This window comes from Paenibacillus taichungensis (assembly GCF_047302525.1).
Lineage (GTDB): Bacteria > Bacillota > Bacilli > Paenibacillales > Paenibacillaceae > Paenibacillus > Paenibacillus taichungensis_B.
This window is the reverse complement of the sequence record NZ_CP168020.1, coordinates 6,838,875-6,854,256: the sequence shown is the minus strand read 5'-3', so window position 1 is coordinate 6,854,256 and position 15,382 is coordinate 6,838,875. Positions and strand designations below refer to the sequence as shown.

General features: G+C 45.8%; 12 protein-coding genes and 1 other RNA gene. 2 read left to right on the top strand and 11 right to left on the bottom strand.

Going from position 1 to position 15,382, the window contains the following annotated elements; all coding sequences use genetic code 11:
* The first annotated feature begins 84 nt into the window (after nucleotides 1-84).
* Nucleotides 85-1,236 carry a glycosyltransferase family 2 protein gene (locus ACDJ58_RS30980; protein WP_413374467.1) on the top strand — a complete coding sequence of 384 codons (1,152 nt, stop codon included), beginning with the start codon at nucleotides 85-87 and terminating at the stop codon, nucleotides 1,234-1,236.
* Nucleotides 1,237-1,404: 168 nt separating this feature from the next.
* Here ACDJ58_RS30980 and ACDJ58_RS30975 read toward each other — a convergent pair whose 3' ends face one another.
* The 3 genes from ACDJ58_RS30975 to ACDJ58_RS30965 all read right to left on the bottom strand — a co-directional run bounded on the left by ACDJ58_RS30975 (nucleotide 1,405) and on the right by ACDJ58_RS30965 (nucleotide 5,153).
* On the bottom strand, nucleotides 1,405-2,259 hold the full coding sequence (locus ACDJ58_RS30975) for an aldo/keto reductase (protein WP_413374466.1): 855 nt from the start codon (nucleotides 2,257-2,259) through the stop codon (nucleotides 1,405-1,407).
* Nucleotides 2,260-2,428: 169 nt separating this feature from the next.
* On the bottom strand, nucleotides 2,429-3,673 hold the full coding sequence (locus ACDJ58_RS30970; RefSeq protein ID WP_413374465.1) for a macrolide family glycosyltransferase: 1,245 nt from the start codon (nucleotides 3,671-3,673) through the stop codon (nucleotides 2,429-2,431).
* 226 nt (nucleotides 3,674-3,899) lie between these two features.
* The gene (locus ACDJ58_RS30965) at nucleotides 3,900-5,153 is read right to left on the bottom strand and encodes a mechanosensitive ion channel family protein (RefSeq protein WP_413374464.1); all 1,254 of its coding nucleotides are present in this window, start codon (nucleotides 5,151-5,153) and stop codon (nucleotides 3,900-3,902) included.
* A gap of 267 nt (nucleotides 5,154-5,420) precedes the next feature.
* Between ACDJ58_RS30965 and ACDJ58_RS30960 the strand changes: the two genes are divergently transcribed.
* Nucleotides 5,421-6,077: a hypothetical protein gene (locus ACDJ58_RS30960; RefSeq protein WP_413379893.1), complete on the top strand. Its 657-nt coding sequence runs from the start codon at nucleotides 5,421-5,423 to the stop codon at nucleotides 6,075-6,077.
* Nucleotides 6,078-6,165: 88 nt separating this feature from the next.
* On the opposite strand, the gene ACDJ58_RS30955 is transcribed toward ACDJ58_RS30960, so the two are convergent.
* From ACDJ58_RS30955 to eno, 8 genes are all read right to left on the bottom strand, one after another.
* A complete protein-coding gene (locus ACDJ58_RS30955; protein WP_413374463.1) occupies nucleotides 6,166-6,786 on the bottom strand; it encodes a polysaccharide deacetylase family protein in 621 nt (206 codons plus the stop codon).
* Between the two features lie 532 nt (nucleotides 6,787-7,318).
* Nucleotides 7,319-7,681 (bottom strand): hypothetical protein, encoded by a 363-nt coding sequence (locus tag ACDJ58_RS30950; protein WP_413374462.1) that lies wholly within the window; start codon nucleotides 7,679-7,681, stop codon nucleotides 7,319-7,321.
* Between the two features lie 465 nt (nucleotides 7,682-8,146).
* Nucleotides 8,147-8,323, bottom strand: a complete 177-nt coding sequence (locus ACDJ58_RS30945) for a hypothetical protein (RefSeq protein WP_413374461.1) — start codon at nucleotides 8,321-8,323, stop codon at nucleotides 8,147-8,149.
* A gap of 215 nt (nucleotides 8,324-8,538) precedes the next feature.
* Nucleotides 8,539-8,903, bottom strand: a transfer-messenger RNA (tmRNA) gene (gene ssrA / locus ACDJ58_RS30940).
* A 624-nt stretch (nucleotides 8,904-9,527) separates the two neighbouring features.
* Nucleotides 9,528-10,010, bottom strand: coding sequence for an SsrA-binding protein SmpB (gene smpB, locus ACDJ58_RS30935; protein ID WP_062326656.1), 483 nt, complete (start codon nucleotides 10,008-10,010; stop codon nucleotides 9,528-9,530).
* A 180-nt stretch (nucleotides 10,011-10,190) separates the two neighbouring features.
* Complete coding sequence (gene rnr, locus ACDJ58_RS30930) at nucleotides 10,191-12,968, bottom strand: ribonuclease R (RefSeq protein ID WP_413374460.1); 2,778 nt, start codon at nucleotides 12,966-12,968, stop codon at nucleotides 10,191-10,193.
* Between the two features lie 451 nt (nucleotides 12,969-13,419).
* Complete coding sequence (gene secG, locus ACDJ58_RS30925) at nucleotides 13,420-13,653, bottom strand: preprotein translocase subunit SecG (RefSeq protein WP_053782964.1); 234 nt, start codon at nucleotides 13,651-13,653, stop codon at nucleotides 13,420-13,422.
* A gap of 218 nt (nucleotides 13,654-13,871) precedes the next feature.
* Nucleotides 13,872-15,158 (bottom strand): phosphopyruvate hydratase, encoded by a 1,287-nt coding sequence (gene eno, locus ACDJ58_RS30920; protein ID WP_024629499.1) that lies wholly within the window; start codon nucleotides 15,156-15,158, stop codon nucleotides 13,872-13,874.
* Nucleotides 15,159-15,382: the final 224 nt, after the last annotated feature.

Below are 15,382 nucleotides of genomic sequence, written 5' to 3'. Positions count from 1 at the left end.
TGGAATAAACTATTATCACTTCTTACTTGAACGTGTTCGATTTTTTCATAAGGAGCGTCCAACAACGTGAAGGAGGAAACAGGAATGGCGATCCGCTACAGCGTCATTATCCCAACCTATAATCGGGCTCATCAGTTATTGCTTACACTGGCAGCCCTCGAGACACAAACCTATCCGAAGCACCTTTTCGAGGTCATCGTAGCTGATGACGGTTCCACTGATGGAACGAAAGAACAGGTACAGGCATTCCAGTCTTCATATTCTTTGACCTACGTATCCCAAACGGAACAACGTGGCAGATCAGCGATTCGGAATTTGGGGCTTCAGCATGCCAAAGGTCTGTATGTTATCTTCTGTGATGCTGACTTTCTGGCATTACCTGAATTTATCCGAACAGTGCGTCAATATCATCGTAAAAATCCCAGAGCAGTCGTTTCAGGTTTTCCGCATTCTTTTGCCGATGCTTATACCCACTACTATCCAGACTTCTCTCCATCGGAAAAAGAACATTGCCGTTCAATCCTTACCCCTTCAAACTTATGGCGTCCTGAATTTGACGCAGCGAATGAAATTATCCCACTGGTTACACCGGAAGATATCATTCATCAGACAGATGCATTGTCCAAAGTCATTTTCCCAACCAAAATACCGATTGGTGTCATCAAGCAATTTGCCAGCACCGATGTGGCTCCCTGGATGTTGCTTGTCACTCGGTGCGTATCCATTCGGCGTAGTCTATTGAATCGGGTCGGTGGTTTTAATGAACGGTTTGTACTTTATGGGCTTGAAGACTGGGATCTGGGCTACAGGCTGCATCGTTTGAAAGTGCCCTTCTACTGCATGAAAGAGGTCGTGGGTTATCATCAGGAACATCCCACTCATTTCCGAGGGGAAGTGCTCAACACAGAGAATCTGAAAATCATGCTTGAAACCTATGGATTCAATGATTCCGCACTCAATTTATTCTGCGTTGTACCACCATCAGCTGACCTGGAAACCTACAAAAAAACGCTGCGAATCTTGCGCAGAGGCTTCCGGTCCAGAACAACACGTTCTTCCGCACGATTGTTAAAGAAAACATTACGGATTGCCGCCAAACACTTCGCGCTTCAAACAGATGTGGAAGCGTATAAAAAATCTCTCGCAAGAATACAGAGAAAAGCAAAAGGCAGAAGAAGTCGGGTGGCTCGCGTTTTACAGGATATGGCGCAGAGGTCTGAAAAACTGGTGGAGTAGTTAGCTGTATCAATAACTTCGCCCATACTACTCCTGTTCCAATTGCATTCACTTTTTTTATACAACACAAAGCCCCCTATCTACATCTTTGTAGAATAGGAGGCTACGTTTCCTTCATGCTCGTTTTCCTCACCTTACGGTGAATCGCACGTTTTCAAATTCAATAATTTAAAATTCTTCGTATTCACTCGGGTCCTGATTCCACAACCGTCCATCCTCACGATTATAAGAAGAAATGACTTCCATCTCCTTCTCACTCAGCTCGAAATCGAAAATGTCGATATTTTCTTGCTGGTGTTGAAGAGAGCCTGCCTTAGGGATAGGAATTGAACCGAGTTGGGTATGCCAGCGCAAAATAACCTGAGTACCCGTTTTGCCATGAGCTTCGGCAATACGAAGGATCTGCTCATCTTTTACGATATCCTGTACTGCATCATTGCCACGCCCAATAGGACTCCAGGATTCATTAACAATACCATGCTGCGAGTCCTTCTTCCGCTGATCGGCTTGGTCAAAGAATGGATGCAGCTCAATCTGATTCAGACTTGGCGCCACTCCCGTCTCTTTAATCAGGCGGTCATTATGTTCCGGAAGGAAATTGCTAACTCCGATTGAACGGATATATCCGCGTTTTTTGGCCTCAATGAGTGCCTGCCACGCTTCCACATACATATCCTGCTTGGGATTCGGCCAGTGAATCAAATATAGATCATAATAATCAAGGTCTGCTCGGTACAGGGATTCCTGGATGGCTACAATCGCCTTTTCAAAAGCATGGTAACGCCCTGGCAGTTTGGATGAAATCAGCAACTCTTCTCTGGAAACAGAGCTCTGCTTAATGGCCTTTCCGACAGTTGCCTCGTTCTCATAGTTATACGCTGTGTCAATCAGTCGGTAACCTGCATCCATCGCAGACGCTATGGATTTAACACCTTTTTCTCCTTTTAAGCTATAAGTACCGAAGCCAATGGCAGGTACTTTTAAACCATCATTCAACGTATATTCCGGGATTGTATGATTCATCTGTAAACTCTCCTTTGCGAAAGATATACTAAAACGATATGGAAAAGGTGATATGCCCTCTCGTTTATTCTACCCCTCCATACGCGGATGAATCAAATGAAAGAGCCATCACCCCGTTTAACGGGGCAGTGGCTTTCTCGTCTAGTTCTATTGGAGGCCAGTCGCCTCTTCATTCAAACGAAGAGATCGGCGTGGCCGATAACGACTGCTTGCCCATAAAGTTCTTAATGGCCATAGCAGCCTGCTTGTACCCGCCAGCATCGCGTAACGTTTTCCCAATAACCTCAGCATGTTCCTTGTAGGAGGCATTACCGAGCACTTCTAATACCGCGTTTCTCAGTACGTCGGGTGTAAGGTTATTTTTATCCACGATGACCCCTGCTCCGAGCTCCTGCACCCGGCCTGCTACACGCGGCTGATCCGAGGTTAACGGGAGCAAAACCAACGGTACATTATAATACAAAGCTTCGCTTGTACTGTTCATGCCTGCATGTGTCAGAAAAGCATCTACACCCTGCAAAACCTCCAGTTGCGGGAGGTAGGGTCTGATGATGAAGTTGTCAGGAATGAGATCAGCAATGGGCTCCAAATCGGTATCCTTCCCTGAAGATAATATAAATTGCACAGGCAAATCCCGAAAAGCCGTAAAGCACAGCTTATAAAAATCAAGATCCTTATTTAAAATGGTTCCCATCGAAATATAAACCGCCTGTTTATAAACGGCATGCAGGGATTCGTTTGCAAAGGATGGTGCATCCTTGCGGGGTGTAATAGATGGGCCGGTGAATACAAAGCTGTCGTCCAGCTTGTCCCCCATGGGTTGAAAATAACGGCTTGTATAAACAATCTTCAGTTGTCCTGGGTGCCCTGAAAGATCCGCCAGAGAAGGAACAGCCACATTGAACTGGGAAGCTAATTGCTGGGACATCTCCATGATGCCGTTATATAGCTCTTTGACCTCCTCATCGTCATCCTTCAGTTGATTACCTAATCCGAGAGGCTCTACAAAAACAAAAGTGGTGGTTGAGCATACTGCTGGTATTCCCAGCTTTTCGCCTAAAATTTGTCCTCCCCAGCCTATTAAGGAGTCAAAAACTAAATAATCGTAGGTTTCATTTTCGATCAGATTCAGAACATCCGGAATAAACCGTTGAATAATTTTTTTCAAAACCATATATAAAAATTGGTAAGGGTGCTTGATTTCAAATGGCTTCATATCTGGGTTGTTGAGCAGGGTTGCCTCGTTGAAGGAGTATGCTTTAAATTGTGCGCCTAATGCTTCAATCTTTGTCCGATATTTTTCCGTACAACAGTAGACAACTTCATCTCCGTTCTCTATCAGTTCCTTGATTATTCCGAGCGTCGGATTGATATGCCCTTCTGCAGGCATCATTACAACTAATACACGTGCCAAGAGATTCACCTCCATTAAATTTTCCAATCTTCAAAGCGGGACATTGTATTTCTAGCTTCAAGATACGATACGTGTAAAATAAAATCTGGAAATCATGCCCATATGAATATACTATTAATTATTTCCATTTTTGTAAATAGTATATATGTCACTTTTTGAACAAAAAAAGCACCTTTACGGTGCTTTCTCTGTTCATATTTATATTGAATCGAGTAAATAACATATCTCAATATCCTCTCGAATATTGGGGGCTTTCTTTTAGTTGCACGATATCATGACCTGTTGGATTTTGGAAGGCACGAAGACCAAATGTCGGCGCAACGGCGAAGATGTGGTCAAAAATATCTGCTTGGACCGATTCATACACGCCCCAGGCGATATCATTGCTGAATGCATAGATTTCAAGTGGTAGTCCGTTATCTCCCGGTGCCAACTGTCTCACGATCAACGTCATATCCTTATGAATTTTCGGATGATTTCTCAGATATTGATGGATATATTCCCTGAATACACCCACATTCGTAAGCTGTCTACCGTTCACAATGCTTTCCGTATTAATGTGGTGTTCCATGTTGTATTCGTTAATTTCATTTAATTTTGTCTTAAGATAGTCCGTAAGATAGTGGATCTTCTGAAACTCCCCAATCATTTCCTTGGTGCAAAAGCTTATGCTGCTTGTATCGATATAGAAGCTTCGCTTAATCCTTCTGCCACCGGATACCTGCATGCCTCTCCAATTTTTGAATGAATCCGAGATGAGCGCGTAGCTTGGAATCATCGTGATCGTTTTATCGAAATTCATAACCTTTACCGTGTTTAACGTAATATCGATGACGTCGCCGTCGGCATTATATTTGGGCATTTCAATCCAGTCACCAACACGCACCATGTCATTCGATGATAATTGCACGCCTGCCACCAGTCCCAATATGGAATCCTTGAAGACAAGCATCAGAACGGCTGATAAAGCACCAAGTCCACTGAGAATGATCAACGGATTCTGACCAATAAGGCTCGAGATGACGATAATGCCCCCAATGATGAAAAGAATGATCTTGGCTACCTGAATGTATCCCTTAATGGGTCTGATCTTGGAGACTTCATAGGAACGATATATGGTATCAAAGGCATTAAGCAGTGCATTTAATACTGTGATGGTTATGACGATCATATAAGTTAGAGCTGCTTTTTCAATCAAAGCTTGATAGGACGGGAAGATATAAGCTGAATAATAAATGATAATCGCCGGTACCAGATGCGAGAGGTTGTGGAACACTTTTTTCTCCACAATGATTTTATCCCACGTGTACCGATTGTTGTTGATGATCTGGATAATAATCTTCAACACGATTTTTTTAGCTATAAAATTGGCCAGTATGGAGACCACAGCTATAAATACCACCATGATCATATTCGAAAGATATCCAATGGTTTGTTCACTCATGCCAGTTCCGTCTAGTTGATTTTTGATAAAGTCCATTGTATCCTCCTGACGCGGTTTATATTAACTTATTATTATAAATTACATTCTAGTACGAAGTAAAATTGCAATAAAATACAGCAATCGGTTGATGGGGTACAGTGTACATGCCCCTTTCATGAGTATCACGTCACACAAATAGGCTAATGTGCATAGACTGGGCTAAATATAAACCAGATTCTTGCATTGGAGATGTGAACATTGAGTAATACAAAAAATAAGGCTAAGACTCAGCAATTTCCCATGAAAAAGCTTTCTCCCGTAAGCATGGTAACGGAGCTTCCACCCGTACGCGGTAATTTAAGAACCTCTTCCTCAAATCCAAATAAGTCCATTCATAATGAAAAGGACACAACATCCGCTATCGATGCATGCGTAGACCGTGCTTTTCGTATTCCTATATTTTTGAGTACAACCAACACGGTAAATGACCCGCAAGAGCAATTTCTGAACCGTCTGATTAGGGAAATTGAAGATGCATTGCTCTTTCCCCGCACATTGCCTGTTAGTGAACAATACCCGGAAAACATTCTAACGAATATACGGCGCTTGGTTTTTTCAAGCTATGGTCTGCTCGCGATCAACTTCCGAAGATTTTTTGTTCAAATTCTTGAATCCAATGTAGGGGAGCCCCCAACGACCACCCCGTTCTGGGAAGGATCGACTTTTTCTCAAATTGAGCCTGCCATGGCTTTTCAATTCGGAATTCCAATCTTATTAGTTAGAGAAAAGGGAACTGACGTCAGTAATGGGATTTGGGCTGGAGGAATCACACCTCTCAACATATTTGTTGACTGGGATTCCGACAACCAATCTGTAGACGATTTCTTTAACAGTGTTCAATGGAGAGAGGTCTTTGCCAATTGGACGGCGGAGGTAAGGGGTAACTATTTGCTTCGAACGGAACCGTTGTTCAATAATTAAACTCTGGGGTTGGTTGATACTGGACAAGAAAGAGGACCCTATCATTCCAATGAATGATGGGCCCAATCAACAATTTTCTGTTTATCGATTACGAAGAAAATCTCAACAATTCACTTACCGTGACCAATCGGTACCCTTCCGCGACGAGTTCATCTACCAGCACTCGAACTGCCTCCACTGTCTCGGAACGATCCCCGTACCCGTCATGGAATATTAACACGCTCCCGGGTTTCACCGCAGACCGGGTATGCTCCAGAATGTGCTCAACGCCGGGATTGTCCCAATCCTTCGCATCACCGTTTACCGCACCAATCGTTTGATATCCGCGCTCCGCCGCCAGAGACAGAATGTCATCGTTTACGCCAAAATACGGCGGGCGGAAGCAGCGGGTAGTTTGCCCCGTAATTTCTTGAATAAGACTTTCTGCACGTTGCAGTTCCTCTCCGGCTGCCTTCAGCGTCAGCTTTGTCAGGTCCGGATGCGTGTACGTATGGTTTCCGATCTCATGCCCTTCACGGTGCACCTCCGCCGCAATCTCAGGGTGAGCCTCCATCTCTTTGCCAATCATGAAAAACGTCGCCCGCCCACTCGCACTGCGGAATATCTCAAGCACTTGACGTGTATACACCGGATGGGGCCCATCATCAAACGTGAACGCCACAACCTTTTCCCGAACAGATCCCTGCTCTACCAACGCGATATTAACCATAAAGCATTGCCCCCTCTCTGCAACTGCCTGTCTACATCCCCCCTTATTATTCCATCATTATATGCTCCGGTCTAGTCCAGAGATCACACCTTTACCTGCTCTTCTAATCTAACCTTTGATCGCACCTGCGATCATGCTCTTCTGCACCTGTTTGTTCAACAGCAGATAGATGACTACCGTTGGCACCGTCGTAATCATCAGTCCCGCACCAATTATGCCCCGCAAGGAGTACTGATTTATAAAATTTTAGAGGTACAGAAAATAAGTTGTGGTTTGTGCCGGATGGAGAGTGATGCGCGGGACGCGGAGGTTCTTAATACACAAAAGACGCTGAAACATCTACCTCGATATGTGCATACTTTTGAGCAAAATTACGATATGTACGAGCATAATTCTTGCTACTGACAGTACGTTGATCGAGTGGTTAAGTGCGAAATCCGTATAATGAATTTAAGTGGGGAAAGTGTCGGGGGCACACCGCCCTCGGGTAGGAGAAGTACAGTACGTTATGGTAAGAAACAGCGAATCGTGATCAAAGCGAGAATTCGGTAACGTCTTTTTTGGAGGCATATTTCAGTGTGTAGCTTCCTTCTATGCCGTATGGCATCGTAGCGATTTGGATACGGGTGTAATCCAGCCGACTCTCTCTCAGCACTTTTTTAATTAGCGCTATGCTCCGATCCTCGTCCGTTACCACACAAAAAATGTTCATTACATATTCCTTTGGATCAGCCACACGGCTACCCAGATCACATCCATCCACCTCTCCCAAATCCGCCTGAGTTAGAACGGTTCCCAGATATTCCATCACCTTTTCCTTCAACCAATAATCTCGTTTGCTGCCCTGCGCACTCTTCAGCGGATATTGCACCACAAGCCAGTATTTTTCACTCATTCAGCTTCACCAACCAATCTTTATATGATAGGGCATTACGTTATGTGTACAGCACTTGGACGATAAGGTGCATATGTTAGCCTTACATTCCTCCAGTTCAAAATGGGCTAGATAATTGACCTTACTGCTTTTTGGAATTGTACTGCCATTCCATTTGCAGGATGAGGAACATGGTGATGTTTAATGAGATGGGAGCTTAACGTGTCTGCTGACTTTCTGCCAATAGCCACGATCTGAGCATCAGGATTGAGTTGCATAAGCTGTCTGGCGAATTAAACATCATCCTCCAACTCTGCCAAAGTCGGCGTTCGATTCGTCATCCTGTTTTCAGAAGATTGATAAGGATGAAAGGGATAGATGTTCCAAAAAATAAAGCCCGTTGGTTTCCACCTTAAACTGGATAACACTTCGCACCATATGATGGATACTGCCGGTTCTGCGAATCCATACAGTTCCTGACTCCGGTTAGGTTTGACGATACTGGGCAGGCTTGTTCGGATGCCCGGCCTCACCTGAAAAAATCATCTGGTGATTCACCAGCGAGTGATTCCCGGTAACCATCCACTCGGACGTCAAAGGTACGCCGAAGAACCTCGCCCCTTGATAGCCCACCGCTTCGGGGCCGATATCATAGCCCGTCACATAATCTCTCCAAGGATTAATCACATTTACTGGCTAGACATATGCTTGTATCCCTGCAACAAACTCGCCGATCTGTTGCTTCGTTTGGTTCATGCTTTTTTGCCTCCTTTGGGAGATTACAGAGTATATCGGGCTTGCATCAGCTTATTTCAAAAAGATTATATCATAAACTAAAAAACCACCAACCAGATTACTGGTTGATGGTTTCTTGACTCTAATGGAGGCGAGGGGAGTCGAACCCCTGTCCGAAGATAACGACACATAAGCTTCTACGGGTGTAGTCACAGTTTTGATGTCACCCGAGTATCGCCCCGTAACCGGCTATACGTTGGGTCAGCCTGATTGTCTTCTTCAGCACACCCCAGGCGGAGATGTGACAGCGTATCCCACTACTTGTTAGCCCCTAATCCTGTCACATGGGCGATGCAGGTTAGAAGCACGCACACAGTTTCTTAGGCTGCGAAAGCGTAGTTTGTTTGTTGTTTGCCGTTTAATAGGCTTTAGCGTTGATGAAGTGGACGCGTCCCCACTACCCGCTACCCATGCTCGAACTATCCCCGTCGAATCCATAAACGCCCCCTCATATAAGAAGGGCTCCAGGATTAATCCGTGAATACGGAGCAAAGGTGCTGCACATCTTTTTCCTCCAAGGTAAAAAGATGCTTCTTTCAAACTCGGCATTCCTGTCTGCTACAAGAACATCATAACACAGGAACAATCACCGATATAGTATAGATTGTTGGAAGACGTTCCAACAGGCTGAGCAACTGTGCAAGCTTAACCAACACACATATGATGCTCAAGCGTCTACATATTATACCGCGTCCCTCAAGGGAAGTAAAGTTGAGTACCAAATGCCAACGATTCACAAAGAGTTCCACTTAACTATCTTACCCACGATCCGAACAAACTACGCAGCCATCTGCAAACTTACTCCATCAACCTTGCCAATAAACCATACAGTTTTACCTGACCCATACTAACAATTTTTATTAGACAGGGTATGCGGCAACAACTGTTGTATCTCCTATCAGACCTGGCACAAAAATCTGACAGACCACCGTAACTGGGACCTCTAATCAAAACAAAAATCCCAAGCTCTACCCAACTACGGGTAAAACCTGAGATCCTGATTTATAACAAAACTCGGGTTTCTCACTAACTACCATGTGCTATTCAACACATAGCAATCCGCAAATCCCAATCAACGAGCAACTTTCTGCTTCTCGCGCAGTACCCGTTGAATATCACGTTGTGCATCGCGTTTTGCAGCAGACTCCCGTTTATCATACTGCTTCTTACCTTTACCCAGTCCGAGCAATAGCTTCGCATACCCGTTACGAATATAGATCTTCAGCGGTACAATGCTGTATCCGTCCTGCTTCGACAGCCCAAGTAGCTTGTGAATCTGCACTTTATGCATCAGCAGTTTGCGCGTACGTGTTGGATCAATTGGATTATGACGGTTCCCTTGTTCAAAAGGGCTAATATGCATATTGTGAATATGAATCTCACCGTTTCGAATCGTGGCAAATGCATCACCAATATTCGCACGGCCGTTACGAAGAGATTTTATCTCCGTTCCGGTAAGCACCATGCCCGCTTCATACGTATCTTCAATGAAGTAGTCATGGGAAGCCTTTTTATTCTGTGCAAGCACTTTACTCTGTCCATCACTCTTGCCCATGTCCTCACTCCTTCTCCGTAAAATAAGCCGGTACCTATGCTCTACAGCAGCGTACCACACATTTCCTCAGGTACCACAAGCCAGACCTTAATTGTAGCAAGGACCGCTGTTAAAATCAAGAAAGAGGCGGTCTGCGCCGCCCCTTCTCATTACACTCACTCCATGCTTAGCGAAACGCGATTACTTTTTCTTCTTCCGTACAAAAGCCGCCGTTCCGTTGGCAGATGCACCTTTATTTTTCTTGCGCTTACGGCGTGGCGCTCCACCTTCCTGAACACCGCCTGGTGTAGCTCCTTCTCCGATAAACACACCGCTAGGTGAGGTGTTTTTGCGTCCACTACCGCCTTTGCCACCTTTACCTCCGCCTTTACCGGATTTGAAGCTTCCTTCACTGCGACTGCTGCCGCTGTTCAGACCATTCCCTTGTGCACTAGCTGAAGTGCCTTCCTGGCCACCCGCTGTAGAGCTATAACCACCTTTGCCTGAGCCAAAACCAAAGCTTACCGCTCCCTTGCTCCGGCCAGCTGATCCGCCAGCATCTCCAGCACGACGCTCACCTCTCGGTTTGCCGCCACCTTTACCACCTGCGCTTCCTGCTGTGTTCGAAGCTCCGCTACGACCGCCACGACCACCTTTGCTGCTCTCATCGGCTAATCTGCCACCACGGCTGCCTCCAGCACCAGTTGGGGCACCTTTAGCACCACGCGAGCCACTGAATACACCGGAACCACTCTTCGCGCCACCGCGTCCTCCACCACCAGCAGGACGTCCACCTTTACCTCCACGTCCACCACCGAAGCCACCAGGACGTTCGCCGCGAGGTTTCATGTCGACCATTTCAAAGTCAATTGTGTACTCTTCCATGCTCACACGCGCCACACGAATCTTCACCTCATCACCGATGCGGAAGACTTTAGAGGTACGTTCGCCAATCAGAGCCATATGTTGATCATCAAAATGGTAATAGTCGTCCGTGAGCGCACTCAGGCGAATCAGACCCTCTACCGTATTCTCCAGTTCAATGAACATACCGAAGCTGGTTACACTGCTGATCATGCCTTCGAACTCTTCGCCGACTTTATCGAGCATGTACTCAGCTTTCTTCATTTTCTCCGTATCGCGCTCAGCTTCAACCGCCACACGCTCACGTTCCGAAGACTGTTGAGCAATATCTGCCATACGTCCAGCCAAATACTCCTGACGGTTCTCAGGCAAAGCCCCATTGTTCTCAATCACTTCCCGAATAACACGGTGAATGACGAGGTCGGGATAACGACGGATCGGTGATGTGAAGTGACTGTAGAACTCTGCTGCCAGACCAAAGTGACCGGACATCTCGGAATCATACTTGGCCTGTTTCATGGAACGCAGCATCATTGTACTGATAACCGTTTGTTCCTTCGTTCCATTAATATCCTCAAGCAGGGATTGAAGCGCCCGTGGATGAATCGCGTTGCCACGTCCTTTGACGTGGTGTCCGAAATTCGCCGCAAAGGCGAGAAAATTTTGCAGTTTTTCCTGATCTGGATCTTCATGCACACGATAGATGAACGGAACCTTCAACCAGTGGAAATGCTCTGCTACCGTTTCATTGGCTGCCAGCATGAATTCCTCAATGATTTGCTCCGCAATCGAACGCTCCCGTTTCACGATATCTACCGGTTTGCATTCTTCGTCCACGATGATTTTGGATTCTTCAAAATCAAAGTCAACCGCACCACGGCGCATACGCATCGCACGAAGTTTCAAGGCGATTTCTTGCATTAAGTGGAAATCATCCACCAAATCCTTGTAGCGTTCCAACAGTTCCGGCTCTTCGCCTTCCAAAATCTTGCGGACGTTGGAATACGTCATCCGCTCTTTGGTTTTAATCACACTTGTGAAAATGTCATGTTTCACAACCTTCATCTGGTCGTTGAACTCCATCTCACAAGACAGGGTCAAACGGTCTACCTGTGGGTTCAAACTACAGATCCCGTTGGACAAACGTTGCGGCAACATCGGAATAACACGGTCCACCAGATACACGCTGCATCCGCGGTTGTACGCTTCCTGGTCCAACTTGGAGTTTTCCTGCACGTAATAGCCTACATCTGCAATATGAACGCCTAGACGATAGTTACCGTTAGGTAGTTTCTCCACATTGACGGCGTCATCGAGATCCTTGGCGTCCTCGCCATCAATCGTAACGATATTCAGCCCACGCAGATCACGGCGGCCTTGCTGGATAATTTCTTCTTCCGTAATGGCATCCGGTGCCTTTTCAGCTTCTTCCACCACTTCATCCGGGAATGCTTCCGGCAACTGATGTTTGCGGATCACGGACAGGATATCAATACCCGGTTCGTCCTTATGACCGAGGATCTCAATCACTTCACCCTCTGCTGCAGCTCGGCCCTCGGGGTAGCTGACAATCCGTGCAACAACCTTTTGCCCATCAACAGCTCCAGCGAAGTTTGTACGTGGGATAAAAATGTCACGGTTAATCCGCTTGTCATCCGGAATCACAAAGCCGTACACCTCATGGCTTTGGAATACACCGACGACCTGTGTCACCGCACGGGTAACAATACGGACAATCTCACCCTCCAAGCGGCCGCCAGAAGGTCCTTGGGAAGTCACTTTAACAAACACCGTATCGCCGTTCATAGCGCTTTTCATATCATTGGCGTGGATGTACACATCCGGGTGTTCCCGATCTTCAGGGATGAGGAAAGCAAACCCCTTCGCATGAGCCTGCAAACGTCCGCGCACCAAATCCATACGTTCTGGCATACCGTAGCGGTTATTGCGGGTCAGCAGGACTTTGCCGGATTCCTCCAGCATATTAAGCATAATTAAAAAGGCTTTGAAATCAGCCGCTTCTTCAATCTCGAAGTGCTGTTCCAGTTCCTGATAAGTCATCGGTTTATAAGCGGTATCCCGCATGAAGTCGAGCAATTGTTGTTCTGTTATCATTAATATTCACCTCGGGAAACATAAAAGTGTAATCTTGTCTCATCTCTCTATGTACCGGAAACCTTACAAATAGAAAAGCCATTTAACTCTGGCCTCACTATCTCATACCCTAGTATACACGAATTCAATCCGGCGCATCCGTACCCTGCAAAATAAACCAAGCATGCATGGCCCTTTGCATAACCGCGCTTTCATGCATCATAACAGCATTTATGCTACATGTGTTTTGCTCTCGAAAAGACAGAAAAGAATCGGCCCAGAACAGGGCGAATATGTAGGAAGGTAACCGAACGGAAGTGAGAAGAAATCGAAGATCAGAATCGTGTGGTTCATTGGAAAAGACTGGTCATGGATGAATTTATTAAAAAACCTCCGTTTCTTCTCGAAACGAAGGTTAATCATTCAAGCGTTCATGCTCGAAACTATCGCGTTACATAAGGCACTCCATCTCTTACTTGGAGAAGACCGTAACTACGATAGACAAAATGAAGAATCCTGCACCCAGTACAACCGTTGCACGTTGCAGGAAAAGATCCAGTCCGCGCGCTTTCGTTTTACCGAAAAGATGTTCCGCACCACCGGAGATGGCACCCGCCAAACCAGCGCTTTTCCCGTGCTGCAGCAATACTACAGTGATTAGACCGATCGAAAACACCACGAGCAGCAATTTCAAAGCAATATCCATTCTTTCCACCTCCTACCCATGTGGGCATAACATCTCACCATAAAAACAGTTACTTTAATTGTAACACAGCTATTAACGTGATACAAGTAGTGGCATTTCCTCAATTACTGAGATACAGCCACCTTCTTCAATCCTTTCTATGCTTAAGCGATTAAAATGAACTTAATAAAAAAGACAAGCCGGTTACCCGGCTTGCCCGTGAGTTGTCGTAAGACAACTTATTTTTTGAGGTTGTAGAAACCTTTAAGACCATTGTATTGAGCCAGTTCACCCAGTTGATCCTCGATGCGGAGCAATTGGTTGTACTTCGCGATACGGTCTGTACGGGAAGGAGCACCCGTTTTGATTTGACCCGCGTTTGTTGCAACAGCGATGTCAGCGATTGTGCTGTCCTCGGACTCACCGGAACGGTGGGAGATTACAGCTGTGTATCCTGCACGTTTAGCCATTTCGATTGCATCGAATGTTTCAGTCAATGTACCGATTTGGTTAACTTTGATCAGGATGGAGTTACCGATACCTTCTTCAATACCTCTACCCAGACGTTCTGTGTTCGTTACGAACAGGTCATCACCAACGAGTTGTACTTTGTCTCCCAATTTTTCTGTGAGCAATTTCCAACCATCCCAGTCATCTTCGGACATACCGTCTTCAATTGTGATGATTGGGTATTTCTCAACCCATGAAGCCAGAAGGTCAACATACTCAGCGGAAGTGTAAGATTTACCTTCGCCAGCAAGTGTGTACTTACCATCTTTGTAGAACTCAGTGGAAGCTACGTCCATACCCAGGAATACGTCAACGCCTGGTTTGTAACCTGCTTTTTCAATAGCTTCGATGATTGTAGTGATTGCTTCTTCGTTCGAACCAAGGTTCGGTGCGAAGCCACCTTCGTCACCTACAGCTGTGTTCAGACCTTTGGAGCTCAGTACGGATTTCAGGTTGTGGAAGATTTCCGCGCCTACGCGAAGAGCTTCTTTGAAGCTTGGTGCTCCAACTGGAAGAACCATGAATTCTTGGACGTCGATGTTGTTGTCAGCATGCTCACCACCGTTGATGATGTTCATCATTGGTACTGGCAGTACTTTAGCGTTGAATCCGCCCAGGTAAACATACAATGGCAGATCCAAAGCGTCAGCAGCTGCGCGAGCTACAGCCATGGATACAGCCAGGATTGCGTTAGCACCCAGTTTACCTTTGTTTGGCGTACCATCCAAAGTAATCATCAATTTGTCGATACCCAGTTGATCCAATGCATCCATACCGATTACTTCTGGAGCGATTGTTTCGTTTACGTTTTTAACAGCTTGCAGAACGCCTTTACCGAGGTAACGGGATTTGTCGCCATCGCGAAGCTCAACAGCTTCGTGGGCACCAGTGGATGCACCGGATGGAACGATAGCGCGTCCGATTGCGCCGGACTCCAGGTATACTTCAACTTCAACTGTAGGGTTACCGCGGGAGTCGAGGACTTCGCGAGCGTACACGTCAGAAATAATAGTCATGAGTGATAATCTCCTTTTAATTTGGAATTTTATTTTAATACGTTCAGATAGTTGAGTTTCACCAGGCCACTCCGCATGCAGTACCGTCTTCCGATCGCTGTTATCCCCTGATTTCTTTGAACTTATTTTAATAAGTTGAAATCATGTGATAAAGGCGAACGCTTCGCTTCTACAGATCGGTTCTGCCCGCTTCGTTAAGGTTCAACTTAGGCCTTATTCAATAA

Excerpts from the sequence above, each read along its gene's own strand:
- ACDJ58_RS30955 (WP_413374463.1), bottom strand. The coding sequence starts at position 6,786 with ATGGTTAATATCGCGTTGGTAGAGCAGGGATCTGTTCGGGAAAAGGTT.
- rnr (WP_413374460.1), bottom strand. The coding sequence starts at position 12,968 with ATGATAACAGAACAACAATTGCTCGACTTCATGCGGGATACCGCTTAT.
- secG (WP_053782964.1), bottom strand. The coding sequence starts at position 13,653 with ATGGATATTGCTTTGAAATTGCTGCTCGTGGTGTTTTCGATCGGTCTA.
- ACDJ58_RS30960 (WP_413379893.1), top strand. The coding sequence starts at position 5,421 with ATGGTAACGGAGCTTCCACCCGTACGCGGTAATTTAAGAACCTCTTCC.
- smpB (WP_062326656.1), bottom strand. The coding sequence starts at position 10,010 with ATGGGCAAGAGTGATGGACAGAGTAAAGTGCTTGCACAGAATAAAAAG.
- ACDJ58_RS30975 (WP_413374466.1), bottom strand. The coding sequence starts at position 2,259 with ATGAATCATACAATCCCGGAATATACGTTGAATGATGGTTTAAAAGTA.
- ACDJ58_RS30950 (WP_413374462.1), bottom strand. The coding sequence starts at position 7,681 with ATGAGTGAAAAATACTGGCTTGTGGTGCAATATCCGCTGAAGAGTGCG.
- eno (WP_024629499.1), bottom strand. The coding sequence starts at position 15,158 with ATGACTATTATTTCTGACGTGTACGCTCGCGAAGTCCTCGACTCCCGC.
- ACDJ58_RS30980 (WP_413374467.1), top strand. The coding sequence starts at position 85 with ATGGCGATCCGCTACAGCGTCATTATCCCAACCTATAATCGGGCTCAT.
- ACDJ58_RS30965 (WP_413374464.1), bottom strand. The coding sequence starts at position 5,153 with ATGGACTTTATCAAAAATCAACTAGACGGAACTGGCATGAGTGAACAA.